The sequence below is a fragment of the Haemophilus sp. HMSC066A11 genome, from assembly GCF_001811665.1.
Taxonomy (GTDB): Bacteria; Pseudomonadota; Gammaproteobacteria; order Enterobacterales; family Pasteurellaceae; genus Haemophilus; species Haemophilus influenzae.
Genome location: NZ_KV805856.1, coordinates 83,220 through 97,322 on the forward strand (window position 1 = coordinate 83,220; position 14,103 = coordinate 97,322).

General features: G+C 36.5%; 17 protein-coding genes and 1 pseudogene. 12 read left to right on the top strand and 6 right to left on the bottom strand.

Annotated features, from left to right (window positions below):
- Positions 1 to 4: 4 nt before the first annotated feature.
- A complete protein-coding gene (hslV, locus tag HMPREF2813_RS01550; RefSeq protein ID WP_005662532.1) occupies positions 5 to 532 on the bottom strand; it encodes an ATP-dependent protease subunit HslV in 528 nt (175 codons plus the stop codon).
- 219 nt (positions 533 to 751) lie between these two features.
- On the opposite strand from hslV, the gene aphA reads away from it, so the two are divergent.
- Positions 752 to 1,459, top strand: a complete 708-nt coding sequence (gene aphA / locus HMPREF2813_RS01555) for an acid phosphatase AphA (RefSeq protein WP_005649426.1) — start codon at positions 752 to 754, stop codon at positions 1,457 to 1,459.
- A 46-nt stretch (positions 1,460 to 1,505) separates the two neighbouring features.
- Here the strand turns inward: aphA and HMPREF2813_RS09785 are convergent.
- The 4 genes and pseudogenes from HMPREF2813_RS09785 to HMPREF2813_RS01580 all read right to left on the bottom strand — a co-directional run bounded on the left by HMPREF2813_RS09785 (position 1,506) and on the right by HMPREF2813_RS01580 (position 4,312).
- Positions 1,506 to 2,301, bottom strand: a pseudogene (locus tag HMPREF2813_RS09785) (IS3 family transposase).
- 101 nt (positions 2,302 to 2,402) lie between these two features.
- Positions 2,403 to 2,906, bottom strand: coding sequence for an S-ribosylhomocysteine lyase (gene luxS, locus HMPREF2813_RS01570; RefSeq protein WP_048946804.1), 504 nt, complete (start codon positions 2,904 to 2,906; stop codon positions 2,403 to 2,405).
- Positions 2,907 to 3,236: 330 nt separating this feature from the next.
- Positions 3,237 to 3,710, bottom strand: coding sequence for a YqaA family protein (locus HMPREF2813_RS01575; RefSeq protein ID WP_048946803.1), 474 nt, complete (start codon positions 3,708 to 3,710; stop codon positions 3,237 to 3,239).
- Entirely contained in the window at positions 3,710 to 4,312 is a 603-nt protein-coding gene (locus HMPREF2813_RS01580; RefSeq protein WP_048946802.1) for a beta-phosphoglucomutase family hydrolase, read from the bottom strand. Before HMPREF2813_RS01580 ends, HMPREF2813_RS01575 begins: the two co-directional genes overlap by 1 nt.
- A 114-nt stretch (positions 4,313 to 4,426) precedes the next feature.
- Here HMPREF2813_RS01580 and HMPREF2813_RS01585 point away from each other — a divergent pair, with 114 nt between their 5' ends.
- The 11 genes from HMPREF2813_RS01585 to HMPREF2813_RS01635 all read left to right on the top strand — a co-directional run bounded on the left by HMPREF2813_RS01585 (position 4,427) and on the right by HMPREF2813_RS01635 (position 12,527).
- Positions 4,427 to 4,804 carry a PRD domain-containing protein gene (locus tag HMPREF2813_RS01585; protein ID WP_048946801.1) on the top strand — a complete coding sequence of 126 codons (378 nt, stop codon included), beginning with the start codon at positions 4,427 to 4,429 and terminating at the stop codon, positions 4,802 to 4,804.
- A gap of 139 nt (positions 4,805 to 4,943) precedes the next feature.
- A complete protein-coding gene (rsmG, locus tag HMPREF2813_RS01590) occupies positions 4,944 to 5,555 on the top strand; it encodes a 16S rRNA (guanine(527)-N(7))-methyltransferase RsmG (protein ID WP_048946800.1) in 612 nt (203 codons plus the stop codon).
- Between the two features lie 118 nt (positions 5,556 to 5,673).
- Entirely contained in the window at positions 5,674 to 6,048 is a 375-nt protein-coding gene (locus tag HMPREF2813_RS01595; RefSeq protein WP_005686968.1) for an ATP synthase subunit I, read from the top strand.
- 27 nt (positions 6,049 to 6,075) lie between these two features.
- On the top strand, positions 6,076 to 6,864 hold the full coding sequence (atpB, locus tag HMPREF2813_RS01600; RefSeq protein ID WP_005629251.1) for a F0F1 ATP synthase subunit A: 789 nt from the start codon (positions 6,076 to 6,078) through the stop codon (positions 6,862 to 6,864).
- Between the two features lie 55 nt (positions 6,865 to 6,919).
- Complete coding sequence (gene atpE, locus HMPREF2813_RS01605; RefSeq protein WP_005629249.1) at positions 6,920 to 7,174, top strand: F0F1 ATP synthase subunit C; 255 nt, start codon at positions 6,920 to 6,922, stop codon at positions 7,172 to 7,174.
- Positions 7,175 to 7,223: 49 nt separating this feature from the next.
- Positions 7,224 to 7,694, top strand: coding sequence for a F0F1 ATP synthase subunit B (atpF, locus tag HMPREF2813_RS01610; RefSeq protein WP_048946799.1), 471 nt, complete (start codon positions 7,224 to 7,226; stop codon positions 7,692 to 7,694).
- 12 nt (positions 7,695 to 7,706) lie between these two features.
- Complete coding sequence (atpH, locus tag HMPREF2813_RS01615) at positions 7,707 to 8,240, top strand: F0F1 ATP synthase subunit delta (protein WP_005642563.1); 534 nt, start codon at positions 7,707 to 7,709, stop codon at positions 8,238 to 8,240.
- 12 nt (positions 8,241 to 8,252) lie between these two features.
- The gene (gene atpA, locus HMPREF2813_RS01620; protein WP_005652042.1) at positions 8,253 to 9,794 is read left to right on the top strand and encodes a F0F1 ATP synthase subunit alpha; all 1,542 of its coding nucleotides are present in this window, start codon (positions 8,253 to 8,255) and stop codon (positions 9,792 to 9,794) included.
- Between the two features lie 15 nt (positions 9,795 to 9,809).
- Entirely contained in the window at positions 9,810 to 10,679 is an 870-nt protein-coding gene (gene atpG / locus HMPREF2813_RS01625; protein ID WP_005662546.1) for a F0F1 ATP synthase subunit gamma, read from the top strand.
- Positions 10,680 to 10,695: 16 nt separating this feature from the next.
- Positions 10,696 to 12,069: a F0F1 ATP synthase subunit beta gene (atpD, locus tag HMPREF2813_RS01630; RefSeq protein ID WP_005652049.1), complete on the top strand. Its 1,374-nt coding sequence runs from the start codon at positions 10,696 to 10,698 to the stop codon at positions 12,067 to 12,069.
- Between the two features lie 29 nt (positions 12,070 to 12,098).
- On the top strand, positions 12,099 to 12,527 hold the full coding sequence (locus tag HMPREF2813_RS01635; protein ID WP_005649396.1) for a F0F1 ATP synthase subunit epsilon: 429 nt from the start codon (positions 12,099 to 12,101) through the stop codon (positions 12,525 to 12,527).
- Between the two features lie 185 nt (positions 12,528 to 12,712).
- Here HMPREF2813_RS01635 and HMPREF2813_RS01640 read toward each other — a convergent pair whose 3' ends face one another.
- Positions 12,713 to 13,915 carry an aromatic amino acid transporter gene (locus HMPREF2813_RS01640; protein WP_014550392.1) on the bottom strand — a complete coding sequence of 401 codons (1,203 nt, stop codon included), beginning with the start codon at positions 13,913 to 13,915 and terminating at the stop codon, positions 12,713 to 12,715.
- Between the last annotated feature and the right edge of the window lie 188 nt (positions 13,916 to 14,103).

The window sequence follows — 14,103 nt, forward strand, 5'->3', positions numbered from 1 at the left end:
TTCCTTAATTCGGTAATTCTTCAATAGTGAAATTGGTATTTGTGAACACGCAAATATCACCAGCAATTCTTAAAGATTTTTCAACAATTTCATGTGCAGAAAGTTCAGTATTTTCCACTAACGCACGTGCTGCAGACAACGCATAGTTACCACCCGATCCGATTGCTAAAATTTGATCTTCTTCTGGTTGAACTACATCGCCAATACCCGTGATGATTAAACTTTCTTTTTCATCCGCCACAATTAACATCGCTTCTAACTTACGAAGTGCGCGATCTGTACGCCAATCTTTCGCTAATTCCACCGCACTTTTTAGCAAATGCCCTTGATGCATTTCCAGTTTACGTTCAAATAATTCAAAAAGTGTAAATGCATCTGCCGTTCCACCCGCAAAACCAGCAAGCACTTTGCCATTATATAAACGGCGTACTTTACGGGCATTACCTTTCATTACGGTATTGCCTAAAGAAACTTGTCCATCACCGCCTACGACGACTTGCCCTTTGCGACGTACGCTTACAATCGTTGTCATTGTTCTGTCCTTTATAAAGTGAAAAGTTGTTCGTTATATGGCGACAAATTGATTAAATTCAAGAGGGAAATTTATATTGTAGATTTATTCTTCACTCATAAATAAAAAATGTGAAGTGGATCATACTTTGAAACAGCAAACGATTGCTAATTATTGAATATAAGCTAAAAAAATGTATGATGTGAGCGGTTTTTAAATCAACGTTTGTGAGGAAAGGCAATGAAAAACGTCATGAAATTATCTGTAATCGCACTTTTAACTGCAGCTGCAGTTCCAGCGATGGCAGGCAAAACAGAACCTTATACTCAATCTGGCACTAATGCTCGTGAAATGTTACAAGAGCAAGCAATTCATTGGATTAGTGTTGATCAAATCAAACAAAGTTTAGAAGGTAAAGCACCAATTAATGTAAGCTTTGATATTGATGATACCGTGCTTTTCAGTAGCCCTTGCTTTTACCACGGACAACAAAAATTCTCACCAGGTAAACACGATTATTTGAAAAACCAAGATTTCTGGAATGAAGTAAATGCAGGTTGCGATAAATATTCTATTCCTAAACAAATTGCCATAGATTTAATTAATATGCACCAAGCACGTGGCGACCAAGTTTACTTTTTCACTGGCCGTACTGCTGGCAAAGTGGATGGTGTAACACCAATTTTAGAAAAAACGTTCAATATTAAGAATATGCACCCAGTTGAATTTATGGGCAGCCGTGAACGTACAACAAAATATAACAAAACGCCTGCAATCATTTCACATAAAGTGAGTATTCACTATGGCGACAGCGATGATGATGTACTAGCAGCTAAAGAAGCAGGTGTTCGTGGTATTCGTTTAATGCGTGCCGCAAACTCTACTTATCAACCAATGCCAACTTTAGGCGGCTATGGCGAAGAAGTGTTAATCAATTCAAGCTATTAATTGACCGCAAGTTGGGATTTATCTTCCCCCAAAAAGTTAGATTGATTTAGTTCAAGGACTGAGTTCTGTCATTCACAGGGCTCAGCCCTTTTAGTTTCCCTGAATGTGATCATGGTTGTAATAATGAATATACTCATGAGTTGTTTTTTCAGTTGTTTGAACGTCTCAAATCGTTTGTCGTAATAACATTCAGTTTTTAATCGTCCAAAGAAGTTTTCCATCGCATTGTTATCTAAATAATTTCCTTTCCTTGACATATTCTGCTGAATGCTATTCTCTCGTAAAATCGCCTGATAACCGACCATTTGATACAGCCAACCTTGGTCGGAATGTAAAATTGGGTTTTGCGTCTTCAAGTCTTTTTTGTTGGTTGAGTTCTTGCAACTTTTTTAGAATTGCGTTCTCCGCACGTAGTAAATTTTCCAATTCTAGTTCTTCCCCTCATGTTTTCGGTTTAGGTGGCATCTTAGGGTATTTCGGTTTCATGATTGGACGACTTTTAGGTTTGAGGATTAAGCCGTTTATACCTTGTTTTTCAAAGGCTTGCAGCCATTGATTAACAACGCCTGAATTGGTAATGCCAAAATGTAAATATGCGGCTTCTGCAGAAAATTGCCCATTTTTAACCGCTTGTATTATGTTAAGTTTAAATTCAGGTAAGTAATTTTGCTTCTTACTAAGTACGGATAATCTATTGATTTAACTATGATTAATTGGTTAATCCAACGTTTTAGTGTTATTTAGGCAAGTTGAAAATACCTGCGGGTAAGTGAACGATTTTTACCATTTTGAAGATCAAATTCGATGACTTGTTGTTTGAAAAGAGTGTTGTATTTGGTCATAAAAAATCTACACCTTAGTTGGTTATTTAGTCAATTTTTGGGGTGTAGATCATAAAATGCGTTTTTTACTACTAACTTTTTTAGGTTAATCAAGCGTCTTCCTATTTTAATAAGGAATTATCGAGTGCCAAATCTTCATTTTTATTTACCCCTATACCACGTGCGATAACATTTTTGGCAATTTCGTGTGCATCTTCTAAGGAATGTTCCGTATAGCTTCCGCATTGATAGATATTTAATTCGGGAATACTAGCTTGATCCTGTACACCTAAAACATCTTGCATTGAAGCTAACCAAGCCTCAGACACTTGCTGTTCATTTGGTGTGCCAATCAAAGACATATAAAATCCCGTGCGACATCCCATCGGAGAAATATCAATAATTTCTATGCTATCGCCATTTAAGTGATCACGCATAAATCCAGCAAATAAATGTTCAAGTGTATGAATACCTCTTGGGGAAAGAATTTCTTTGTTTGGAATACAAAAACGTAAATCAAAAACAGTAATATTATCGCCTTTTGGCGTGCGCATCGTTTTTGCAATGCGTACTGCAGGTGCGTTCATTTTTGTGTGATCCACTTTAAAACTATCAAGTAATGGCATAAATTTTCCTTGTAAATCAGTTGGTTAAGAAATAATTTGAATAAATATTTCTTTTTTACAAATTTTAATGAACTTTATAGTAAGGTTCATTGTCTTATAGAACAAGCAACTTGCAGTTGTTTTAATAAAATTGGTTCCTTAGGTTATTGCCCCACATTTATTGTGGGGTTTCTTTTATACAAAAATTTTTATTTTGAAAATTTTTAAAAAACTTTGAACTTTCTTATAAAGGCTTAGTCTTATAGTGCAAGCAACTTGCAGTTGTTTTAATAAAATTGGTTCCTTAGGTTATTTTCCCCACATTTATTGTGGGGTTTTTTCTTGTGCATTTTATAGTAAGAATGGCGTACTAAAAAATAATAACGCAACATAACGAACCATTTTTCCCAAAAAGATAAAGAGGCTACTCGCTACAAAATTTAATCTTAACCAACCAGCTATGGCACAAAATAAATCGCCAATGACAGGTAGCCAGCTCAAAAGTAAAGCAATCGCCCCATAACGCCGTAGCTGATTTATTGCCCATAAAGTGCGGTAATTTTTGGGATCGAATTTTGGTATCCATCGCCCAATCCCGTAAGTAGTTAAACTCCCCAATCCATTGCCAAGCGTGGCGAAAAAAACGAGTGCCAATATATCTGTACTAAATAAAGATCCCAACACTAATTTAGGTACAGCAAGCGCAACAAATATAACTTCTGAATTACCTGGTAATACTGTTGCACTCAAAAACGCGCTGATAAACATAAGGCATAAGCTATTAGCCTGCCAAAAATCAGCACTAAAAAATGAAAAAATATCCATTATCTTGGCGAAATAATTTCTCGCGTGCGAACATCAAACACATCCATCCCCGCATTTAACCCCGCTTGCACGCCTAAATCCGCATCTTCAAATACGATACAACGACTTGGATTTGCTTGAATTAATTCAGCACAGCGTAAAAAGGTTTCTGGATGTGGTTTATGTTCTTTTACATCATCTGCACTGACAATGGCACTAAAGTAAGGCGCAATAGCCAGTGTATCCATCAACATATCAATAATTTTACGGTGTGAGCCAGAACCTAGAGCCATTGGCTTTTTCTGATGAAAATATTTAACAATCTCGAAGGTTGGTAATAACTTTGATTGAGTTGGTATAAGTTGATAAGACAACTCACGTTTTGCAGCAAGCACATCCTCAATTCTATCTAATGGCATATTCGCCGCTTTCATCATTTCCCCTGCAATAGTTTTAACCGTCGCCCCGCCTAAGTTATACATAATTTGGCAATCAAATTCATAGCCAAATCGCTCTCCCACCATCGTCCAAGCCTGTGCATGCACGGGCATTGTATCAATTAAAGTTCCATCCATATCAAAAATCAATCCTTCATATGGATTGAACATTTTGTAATCTAACATTTTTACATCCTTACAAGTTTTTTACCATTTTGCTACAAAACTGTGATCTATGCACTGTTTTATTTTAGTAAAGTGCGGTAAATTAATGAACAAATTTTGAACTAACAAAAACAAATGCGGTTATTTAAGCAATTAGAACGTTGGAAAATTCGCAAGCAAATAAATCAATCTATTATTGATGTGATATTTCGTTTACGAGCTCGTTTAGCCAATTACTGGCAAGCGGATGTGAATACGCCTCAAGTGGATTTTATGCTGCTACACATTGCTTGCAGTTTAGGTCGGATAGAACGGGGAGGTTGCGTTTCTCCGCTTTATTCAGAAATGCTAGAAGAAATTCAAAGTGCGGTCATTTTTCCACAAGTTTTAGCTATTCATCAAGATTTACTCAAATTAATGCCATTTTCCATTCCTGAAGCAGAACAAACTTATTTTTTAGTGAACATTCATTCTTTGGTTCTTGAACAGAAGCAATTGAAGTCTTTGAAATGAATTATGCGGATGCTTATTCAATTTATGGTATAAAAATGGATATTGATTTAGTAAATAATCCATCAAGTTACTAAAAACATTAAGGAAATCTACCGCACTTTTAAGTAAAATAGCGCAATTTCCCAAAGAGATAATAAATATGAAAGCCAAATTAGTCAGTTTACTTGCGCAGGCAAATATAAAAATAAGTGATCAACAAATTCAGCAGTTGATTGATCTGGTCAATTTACTCAATAAATGGAATAAAGCTTATAATTTGACGTCAGTTCGTGATCCACAAGAAATGTTAGTCAAACATATTTTAGATAGTCTTGTAGTAAGTCCTTATTTACAAGGTGATCGTTTTATTGATGTTGGTACAGGGCCTGGTTTGCCTGGTTTACCTTTGGCCATTATTAATCCTTCCAAACAATTTGTCCTCCTTGATAGTTTAGGTAAGCGTATTAGTTTTATTCGAAATGCTATACGTGAGCTTAGACTAACTAATGTAATCCCTGTTTTAAGTCGAGTAGAAGAATATCAACCTGAAGATAAATTTGATGGTGTATTAAGTCGTGCTTTTGCTTCACTAAAAGATATGACAGATTGGTGTCATCATTTACCAAAAGAAAATGGATATTTTTATGCATTAAAAGGGATTTATCAGGAAGATGAAATTAATGAATTGAATGAAAAATATACTATTCAAAAAGTGATTGAATTATCTGTTCCAGAGCTTATAGGCGAACGACATTTAATCGTTTTACGTTAAATAGTTACAATTTAGTAAAAAATTTCTAAAAGTGTGATTTAGTTAACGTTTTTCAGTGCTTTTTAAGTTGAATCTAATTTCATCAAATGTATAATTAGAGCGTTTTAAGGTTTTAAAAATGTCGAGAATTGTACAACAAGCGAAAGTTCAGTATCAAAAAGCTATTTTTATTGAAATAGTCATTATGCTGCTATTGGCTTGTTTTTTTGCTTTATGGCAAATGAAAAGTGCGTTTGATTTTTTATTCGGATTTCTTTCGGCATTAATTCCTTTCGGTGTTTTTGTGTATGTGGTTTTTTATAGAAAACAACATTTAGCCACAAAACTGACCGCACTTTATAAAGGAGAAGCAATAAAATTTGTTCTAACCATTGTTTTTATTAGTATTTCATTTAAATACTTTTCGGTTACAAATTTTATTATTTTTTTTAGTGGTTTTTTTATTGCATTAATGTTGAATAATTTAGTTCCATTTTTGCTTCGCCGAATTTGATTTTTATACTTGTACTAAGGGTTTATTATGTCTGGACAAACAACATCGGAATACATTAGCCACCATTTATCCTTTCTCAAAACAGGGGATGGATTTTGGAATGTTCATATAGATACGTTGTTCTTTTCTATTCTTGCTGCGGTTATTTTCCTATTTGTTTTTTCTCGAGTAGGAAAAAAAGCAACAACTGGCGTTCCAGGAAAAATGCAATGCTTAGTTGAAATTGTTGTGGAATGGGTTAATGGAATCGTGAAAGAAAATTTTCATGGTCCACGTAACGTAGTTGCGCCACTTGCATTAACAATTTTCTGTTGGGTATTCATCATGAATGCTATCGACTTAATTCCTGTTGATTTCTTACCTCAATTTGCAGGTTTGTTCGGTATTCATTATCTTCGTGCAGTGCCGACAGCAGATATTAGCGCAACTTTGGGTATGTCCATTTGTGTTTTCTTTTTAATTCTTTTCTACACAATAAAATCTAAAGGATTCAAAGGTTTAGTTAAAGAATATACGCTTCATCCATTCAATCATTGGGCGTTTATTCCTGTTAACTTTATTCTTGAAACGGTGACTTTATTGGCTAAACCAATTTCACTCGCATTCCGTTTGTTTGGTAACATGTATGCAGGGGAATTGATCTTTATTCTTATCGCTGTGATGTATTCCGCTAATATGGCCATTGCAGCATTAGGGATTCCGTTACATCTTGCTTGGGCTATTTTCCATATTTTGGTTATTACCTTGCAGGCTTTCATCTTTATGATGTTGACGGTTGTTTATTTAAGTATTGCTTATAATAAAGCAGATCATTAATCATTTTTTATTAACTGGCTCTAGGGCTAAAACTTAACTTCTATTGGAGAAAATTATGGAAACTGTAATTACAGCTACAATCATCGGTGCATCAATTCTTCTTGCATTTGCTGCATTAGGTACTGCAATTGGCTTTGCTATTCTAGGTGGTAAATTCTTAGAATCATCAGCTCGCCAACCAGAATTAGCATCTAGCTTACAAACTAAAATGTTTATCGTGGCTGGTCTTTTAGATGCGATTGCAATGATTGCTGTTGGTATTTCATTACTTTTCATTTTCGCAAACCCATTCATCGGTTTATTACACTAATCACCTTATTTGCTTATCAACGTAAAACAAGCATAGTAAGGAGGACGTTGTGAATTTAAATGCAACATTGATTGGTCAACTTATCGCATTCGCACTTTTCGTGTGGTTTTGCATGAAGTTTGTTTGGCCACCAATTATTAATGCGATTGAAACACGTCAAAGCCAAATTGCGAACGCTTTAGCGTCAGCTGAAGCAGCTAAAAAAGAGCAAGCAGATACGAAAAATCTTGTTGAACAAGAACTTTCAGCTGCAAAAGTACAAGCTCAAGACATTTTAGATGCTGCGAATAAACGTCGCAATGAAGTATTAGACGAAGTGAAGGTAGAAGCCGAAGAACTAAAAGCAAAAATTATTGCTCAAGGTTATGCAGAAGTAGAAGCAGAACGTAAACGTGTTCAAGAAGAATTGCGTCTTAAAGTGGCTTCATTGGCAGTGGCTGGTGCTGAGAAAATTGTGGGTCGTTCTATTGATGAAGCGGCAAACAATGACATTATTGATAAATTAGTTGCAGAGTTATAAGAGGCTTAGCTTATGTCAGAATTAACTACAATAGCTCGCCCTTATGCAAAAGCTGCATTCGACTTTGCCATTGAACAAAGTGCGGTCGAAAAATGGACTGAAATGTTAGGTTTTGCTGCAGCCGTAGCTGAAGATGAAACGGTAAAAGCTTACTTAAGTAGTTCTCTTTCTGCACAGAAATTAGCTGATACAGTAATTTCTATTTGTGGCGAACAATTGGATCAATATGGGCAAAATCTTATTCGGTTAATGGCTGAAAATAAGCGTTTGAGTGCTATTCCTGCGGTGTTTGAAGAATTTAAACATCACGTAGAGGAACACCAAGCTATTGCAGAAGTTGAAGTAACATCTGCGCAACCATTGAATGCAACACAAATCGAAAAAATTGCAGCTGCAATGGAAAAAAGATTAGCTCGCAAAGTGAAATTAAATTGCAACGTGGATAACGCACTTATTGCTGGTGTGATTGTTCGTACTGAAGACTTTGTGATTGACGGAAGTAGCCGTGGGCAACTTACTCGTCTCGCAAACGAGTTGCAATTATAAGAGGAATACAAGATGCAACTAAATTCAACTGAAATTAGTGAATTGATTAAAAAACGCATCGCTCAATTCGACGTGGTCAGTGAAGCGCGTAATACAGGGACAATTGTTTCTGTAAGCGATGGTATTATTCGCATCCACGGTTTAAGCGATGTGATGCAAGGTGAAATGATCGCCTTACCAGGTAATCGTTATGCGATGGCACTTAACCTTGAACGCGATTCTGTTGGTGCTGTAGTTATGGGACCTTACGCAGATTTAGCGGAAGGTATGGAAGTTCAATGTACAGGTCGTATTCTTGAAGTACCAGTTGGTCGTGGTTTATTAGGTCGTGTAGTTAATACGCTTGGTCAGCCAATCGATGGTAAAGGCGAAATTGAAAATGATGGTTTCTCACCAGTAGAAGTGATTGCGCCAGGTGTTATCGATCGTCGTTCTGTTGATCAACCTGTTCAAACTGGTTATAAAGCTGTCGATTCTATGGTACCGATTGGTCGTGGTCAGCGTGAGTTAATCATCGGTGACCGTCAAACGGGTAAAACTGCGTTAGCAATTGACGCTATTATTAATCAACGTAATTCAGGTATTAAATGTATCTATGTTGCGATTGGTCAAAAAGCCTCTACTATTGCAAACGTCGTGCGTAAATTAGAAGAACATGGTGCGCTTGCAAATACTATCGTGGTAGCTGCATCTGCATCTGAATCAGCAGCGTTACAATATTTAGCCCCTTATGCTGGTTGTGCGATGGGGGAATATTTCCGTGATCGCGGCGAAGATGCGTTAATTGTTTATGATGATTTATCAAAACAAGCCGTAGCTTATCGTCAAATTTCATTATTATTACGTCGTCCACCAGGTCGTGAAGCCTATCCAGGTGATGTGTTCTATTTACATTCTCGTTTACTAGAACGTGCTTCTCGTGTAAATGAAGATTATGTAGAAAAATTCACTAAAGGTGAAGTGAAAGGAAAAACAGGTTCTTTAACCGCACTTCCTATTATTGAAACCCAAGCTGGTGACGTATCTGCGTTTGTTCCAACCAACGTAATTTCTATTACCGATGGTCAGATCTTCTTAGAATCTAACTTGTTTAACTCAGGTATTCGTCCTGCGGTAAACCCAGGTATTTCGGTATCTCGTGTTGGTGGTTCAGCGCAAACTAAAGTTATTAAGAAATTAGCGGGTGGTATTCGTACCGCGCTAGCTCAATATCGTGAATTAGCAGCGTTTGCACAGTTTGCATCAGATCTAGATGATGCGACTCGTAAGCAACTTTCTCACGGTGAAAAAGTAACTGAATTATTAAAACAAAAACAATTCGCACCATTATCTGTTGCAGAACAAGCGGTTGTATTGTTTGCTGTTGAATTTGGTTATTTGGATGACGTGGAATTATCAAAAATTGCAAGTTTTGAGACCGCACTTTTAGATTATTCTAACCGTAATCACGCTGAATTTATGCAAGAGCTTAATAAAACCGGTAACTATAATGATGAAATCAAAGATACGTTAAAAAGTATTTTAGATGGTTTTAAAGCGAATAGTGCTTGGTAGTAACGGAGAGATAAGATGGCAGGTGCAAAAGAGATAAAAACCAAAATTGCCAGTGTACAAAGTACACAAAAAATCACTAAGGCAATGGAAATGGTGGCAACCTCGAAAATGCGTAAAACGCAGGATCGTATGGCTGCATCTCGTCCGTATTCTGAAACTATCCGTAATGTTATTAGTCATGTGTCTAAGGCAAGTATCGGTTATAAACATCCGTTCTTAGTTGAGCGCGAAGTGAAGAAAATCGGTATCTTGGTTATTTCAACAGATCGTGGGATGTGTGGTGGGTTAAATGTTAATTTATTCAAAACCACACTTAACCAAATAAAAAATTGGAAAGAACAAAATATTTCTACAGATTTGGGCTTAATAGGTTCAAAAGGGATTAGTTTTTTCCGTTCCTTTGGATTTAATATCAAAGGTCAGCTTTCTGGTTTAGGCGATACGCCCGTTCTAGAAGAGTTAATTGGTGTGGCAAATACAATGTTTGATGCTTATCGTAATGGTGAAATTGATGCAATTTATATTGCATACAATAAATTTGTTAATACGATGTCGCAAAAACCTGTTGTGCAACAGTTAGTTCCTTTACCAGAATCTAAAGACGATCATTTAAATGAAAGACAACAGACTTGGGATTATCTTTATGAGCCAGAACCAAAGGCACTTTTAGATAGCCTTTTAGTTCGTTATTTAGAGTCCCAAATTTATCAAGCGGTTGTAGATAATTTAGCTTCAGAACAAGCGGCTCGAATGGTAGCAATGAAAGCAGCAACGGATAATGCAGGTAATTTAATTAATGATCTGCGGTTGGTGTACAACAAAGCTCGTCAAGCAAGTATCACAAATGAATTGAATGAAATCGTAGCCGGTGCGGCGGCGATTTAAGAAAAGAGGAACGGTAATGTCAGCAGGAAAAATTGTACAAATCATCGGTGCGGTGATTGACGTTGAATTTCCACAAGATGCAGTGCCAAAAGTTTACGATGCATTAAAAGTTGAATCAGGTTTAACACTTGAGGTGCAACAACAATTAGGTGGCGGAGTAGTTCGTTGTATTGCATTGGGTACATCTGATGGTTTAAAACGTGGCTTAAAAGTAGAAAACACAAATAACCCAATTCAAGTACCAGTAGGCACAAAAACACTTGGTCGTATTATGAATGTGTTGGGCGAACCAATTGACGAACAAGGAGCAATTGGTGAAGAAGAGCGTTGGGCTATCCACCGTTCGGCACCGAGCTATGAAGAACAATCAAACAGTACGGAATTATTAGAAACTGGTATCAAAGTGATCGACTTAATTTGTCCATTCGCAAAAGGTGGTAAAGTTGGTTTATTCGGCGGTGCAGGTGTAGGTAAAACCGTAAATATGATGGAGTTGATTCGTAATATTGCGATTGAGCATTCAGGTTACTCTGTATTTGCGGGTGTAGGCGAACGTACTCGTGAAGGTAATGACTTCTATCATGAAATGAAAGATTCTAACGTATTAGATAAAGTATCTTTGGTTTATGGTCAAATGAACGAGCCACCAGGTAACCGTTTACGTGTTGCATTGACTGGTTTAACTATGGCTGAAAAATTCCGTGATGAAGGTCGAGATGTATTATTCTTTGTGGATAATATCTATCGTTATACCCTTGCTGGTACGGAAGTATCTGCGTTATTAGGTCGTATGCCATCCGCAGTAGGTTACCAACCGACATTGGCAGAAGAAATGGGTGTGTTACAAGAACGTATCACTTCAACCAAAACAGGTTCTATCACTTCTGTGCAAGCGGTGTACGTACCAGCGGATGACTTAACTGACCCATCTCCAGCAACAACTTTCGCACATTTAGACTCAACTGTTGTATTAAGTCGTCAAATTGCGTCATTAGGTATTTATCCTGCAGTGGATCCATTAGATTCAACTTCACGTCAGTTAGACCCGCTTGTTGTTGGTCAAGAACATTATGATGTTGCTCGTGGTGTACAAGGTATTTTACAACGTTATAAAGAATTGAAAGATATTATCGCAATTCTTGGTATGGATGAATTATCTGAAGAAGATAAATTAGTGGTAGCACGTGCACGTAAAATTGAACGTTTCTTATCACAACCATTCTTTGTTGCAGAAGTCTTCACAGGTTCACCAGGTAAATACGTGACATTAAAAGACACCATCCGTGGCTTCAAAGGTATCTTAGAGGGCGAATATGACCATATTCCTGAACAAGCGTTCTATATGGTTGGTTCAATCGATGAAGTGTTAGAAAAAGCCAAAAATATGTAATCACTTCAAGTCATTTGAAGGAGAACAAAATGGCGACATTTAATTTAACAATAGTAAGCGCAGAGCAGAAAATCTTTGAAGGTGAAGTAAAACAAATTCAGGTAACTGGTGTGGAAGGGGAGCTTGGTATTTTGCCAGGACATACGCCATTGCTAACAGCAATTAAGCCTGGGATTGTTAAATTTACTCTTAAAGATGGGAATGAAGAAGTTATCTATGTTTCTGGTGGTTTTTTAGAAGTTCAACCAAATATTGTGACAGTATTAGCAGATATTGCTATTCGAGGTAGTGAATTAGATGCAGATCGTATTCACGAAGCAAAACGTAAAGCAGAAGAAAATATAGTATCTCGCGGATCTGATGCAGATCATGACTTACTTGTTGCAAAACTTTCTAAAGAGTTAGCAAAACTTCGAGCTTATGAACTCACTGAAAAACTATTGAAAACAAGACGATAATTGAAAGTATAATATAGATGAAGTGAACTTCATTTAGTTTAAGGGCTAAGTTCTATAATTTTAGAACTTAGCCTTTTTGTTGTATAAGATTAATGATAAGTTTTGTCTGAAATTTTTATCTAAATTAATTAGGACAATATTTACTCTTTTTTAGATAAAAAGTGCGGTAAATTTTTAGTTTGTTTTTAACCTACAACAAAGGGTAAATAACCCGCACGAATCGCAAATGGAATGGATGTAATGATCACGCCTAATACCAATACGATAATTAAAGTCAGATTTCCTCCCCACACTTTATATGGCAAATTGCGGTGAATACGACGAGCTTTCCAAACAAGGCTAACTGGCAATACTACGGCGTAGAATGCAAACATTTGACCTGCGTAGCCTAGTGCTAAAATAAAACCTTCTGGGTAAAATAATGCAAAAACAAGTGGTGGAATAAAAGTCAGTAAACCAAGTGAAATTCTGCCTGCTGTAACGTTAAATGAACGTTTTAGTAAATCTTCAATACATTCTAACAATCCTAATCCCACACCTAAGAAAGAAGTGATAAGTGCTAATGTAGAAAATAATTTTACCGCACTTGCGATCACATTGCTTCCAGTGATGGCGAAGGTTGCTTTTACTAAGCCATTTAAAGTCGCATCTTCTTTTAAGATTTGTAAAAATTCATTTTGTGTAAGCAAGCCGTGCGTGGATAGTTGCCATAGAATATAAGCACAAAGTGTTATGGCAGAGCCGACCAAAATAGAGAAGCGCAATGCTTTTACATTGCCATCTAAGTATTTATTTAAACTTGGAATGGAACCGTGGAAACCAAACGCCGTGAAAAATACAGGGCTTGCAGAGATAATTAAAGCCTTATCAATTGGCGTCGCCATTAAGTTATCAAATTTGATTTCTGGCAACATTAAGCTTAACACCACAGCAAAGGCAGCAAGCATAACGAAAAATAACACGCGATTAATTTTATCTACGCTATGTGTGCCGATGACAATAAATGAACCGAAAATCACGGTAAATAATAAGACGCTAACTTTATCGCCAAAACTTTTTGGTAATAAATCTTTTAGTAGTGAACCACCACCGCTGATATAAGCGGCAATTAATGCATATAAGAAAATAATTAGCACGGCTGTGGCAATAATGCGTCCTGCTTTACCAAAATATTGTTCTGCAAGTGTGCCGATACCTGCATCACTTTCCGCAGTTTGATAGAGCTCAACGAATAAAAGTGCGCTAAAAGTTAATAATGCCCAAAGCCCCAATAACAAGATTAAAGTAAAGCCGAAGCCAATGCCAGCGGAAGTGAGTGGCATAGCCAACATTCCCGCGCCAATCATCGTACCAGCAACAAGAAGTGTGCTGCCTACAGTTTTGTTCATTTTTGTTTCCTTATGATGTAATAAAAAATTTACGATAATTGTATTGTATAATTTACAGTCTGTAAATAAAATTTATAAATTGTGAATTTTTTACTATCTTCCTTGCTATATTGTTGCTTAAGAAGAAGGAATAAAATGATATTTCCTAAATTTTGTTGTTTATCAATACATTTAATTACCACAGTTTC

What these genes read in the sequence shown, in the direction of transcription:
- hslV (WP_005662532.1), bottom strand. Translation starts at nt 532, where the DNA reads ATGACAACGATTGTAAGCGTACGTCGCAAAGGGCAAGTCGTCGTAGGC.
- HMPREF2813_RS01595 (WP_005686968.1), top strand. Translation starts at nt 5,674, where the DNA reads ATGTCGAGAATTGTACAACAAGCGAAAGTTCAGTATCAAAAAGCTATT.
- HMPREF2813_RS01585 (WP_048946801.1), top strand. Translation starts at nt 4,427, where the DNA reads ATGCGGTTATTTAAGCAATTAGAACGTTGGAAAATTCGCAAGCAAATA.
- atpE (WP_005629249.1), top strand. Translation starts at nt 6,920, where the DNA reads ATGGAAACTGTAATTACAGCTACAATCATCGGTGCATCAATTCTTCTT.
- HMPREF2813_RS01635 (WP_005649396.1), top strand. Translation starts at nt 12,099, where the DNA reads ATGGCGACATTTAATTTAACAATAGTAAGCGCAGAGCAGAAAATCTTT.
- atpH (WP_005642563.1), top strand. Translation starts at nt 7,707, where the DNA reads ATGTCAGAATTAACTACAATAGCTCGCCCTTATGCAAAAGCTGCATTC.
- atpB (WP_005629251.1), top strand. Translation starts at nt 6,076, where the DNA reads ATGTCTGGACAAACAACATCGGAATACATTAGCCACCATTTATCCTTT.
- aphA (WP_005649426.1), top strand. Translation starts at nt 752, where the DNA reads ATGAAAAACGTCATGAAATTATCTGTAATCGCACTTTTAACTGCAGCT.
- HMPREF2813_RS01575 (WP_048946803.1), bottom strand. Translation starts at nt 3,710, where the DNA reads ATGGATATTTTTTCATTTTTTAGTGCTGATTTTTGGCAGGCTAATAGC.
- HMPREF2813_RS01580 (WP_048946802.1), bottom strand. Translation starts at nt 4,312, where the DNA reads ATGTTAGATTACAAAATGTTCAATCCATATGAAGGATTGATTTTTGAT.
- atpG (WP_005662546.1), top strand. Translation starts at nt 9,810, where the DNA reads ATGGCAGGTGCAAAAGAGATAAAAACCAAAATTGCCAGTGTACAAAGT.
- rsmG (WP_048946800.1), top strand. Translation starts at nt 4,944, where the DNA reads ATGAAAGCCAAATTAGTCAGTTTACTTGCGCAGGCAAATATAAAAATA.
- luxS (WP_048946804.1), bottom strand. Translation starts at nt 2,906, where the DNA reads ATGCCATTACTTGATAGTTTTAAAGTGGATCACACAAAAATGAACGCA.
- atpA (WP_005652042.1), top strand. Translation starts at nt 8,253, where the DNA reads ATGCAACTAAATTCAACTGAAATTAGTGAATTGATTAAAAAACGCATC.
- atpD (WP_005652049.1), top strand. Translation starts at nt 10,696, where the DNA reads ATGTCAGCAGGAAAAATTGTACAAATCATCGGTGCGGTGATTGACGTT.
- HMPREF2813_RS01640 (WP_014550392.1), bottom strand. Translation starts at nt 13,915, where the DNA reads ATGAACAAAACTGTAGGCAGCACACTTCTTGTTGCTGGTACGATGATT.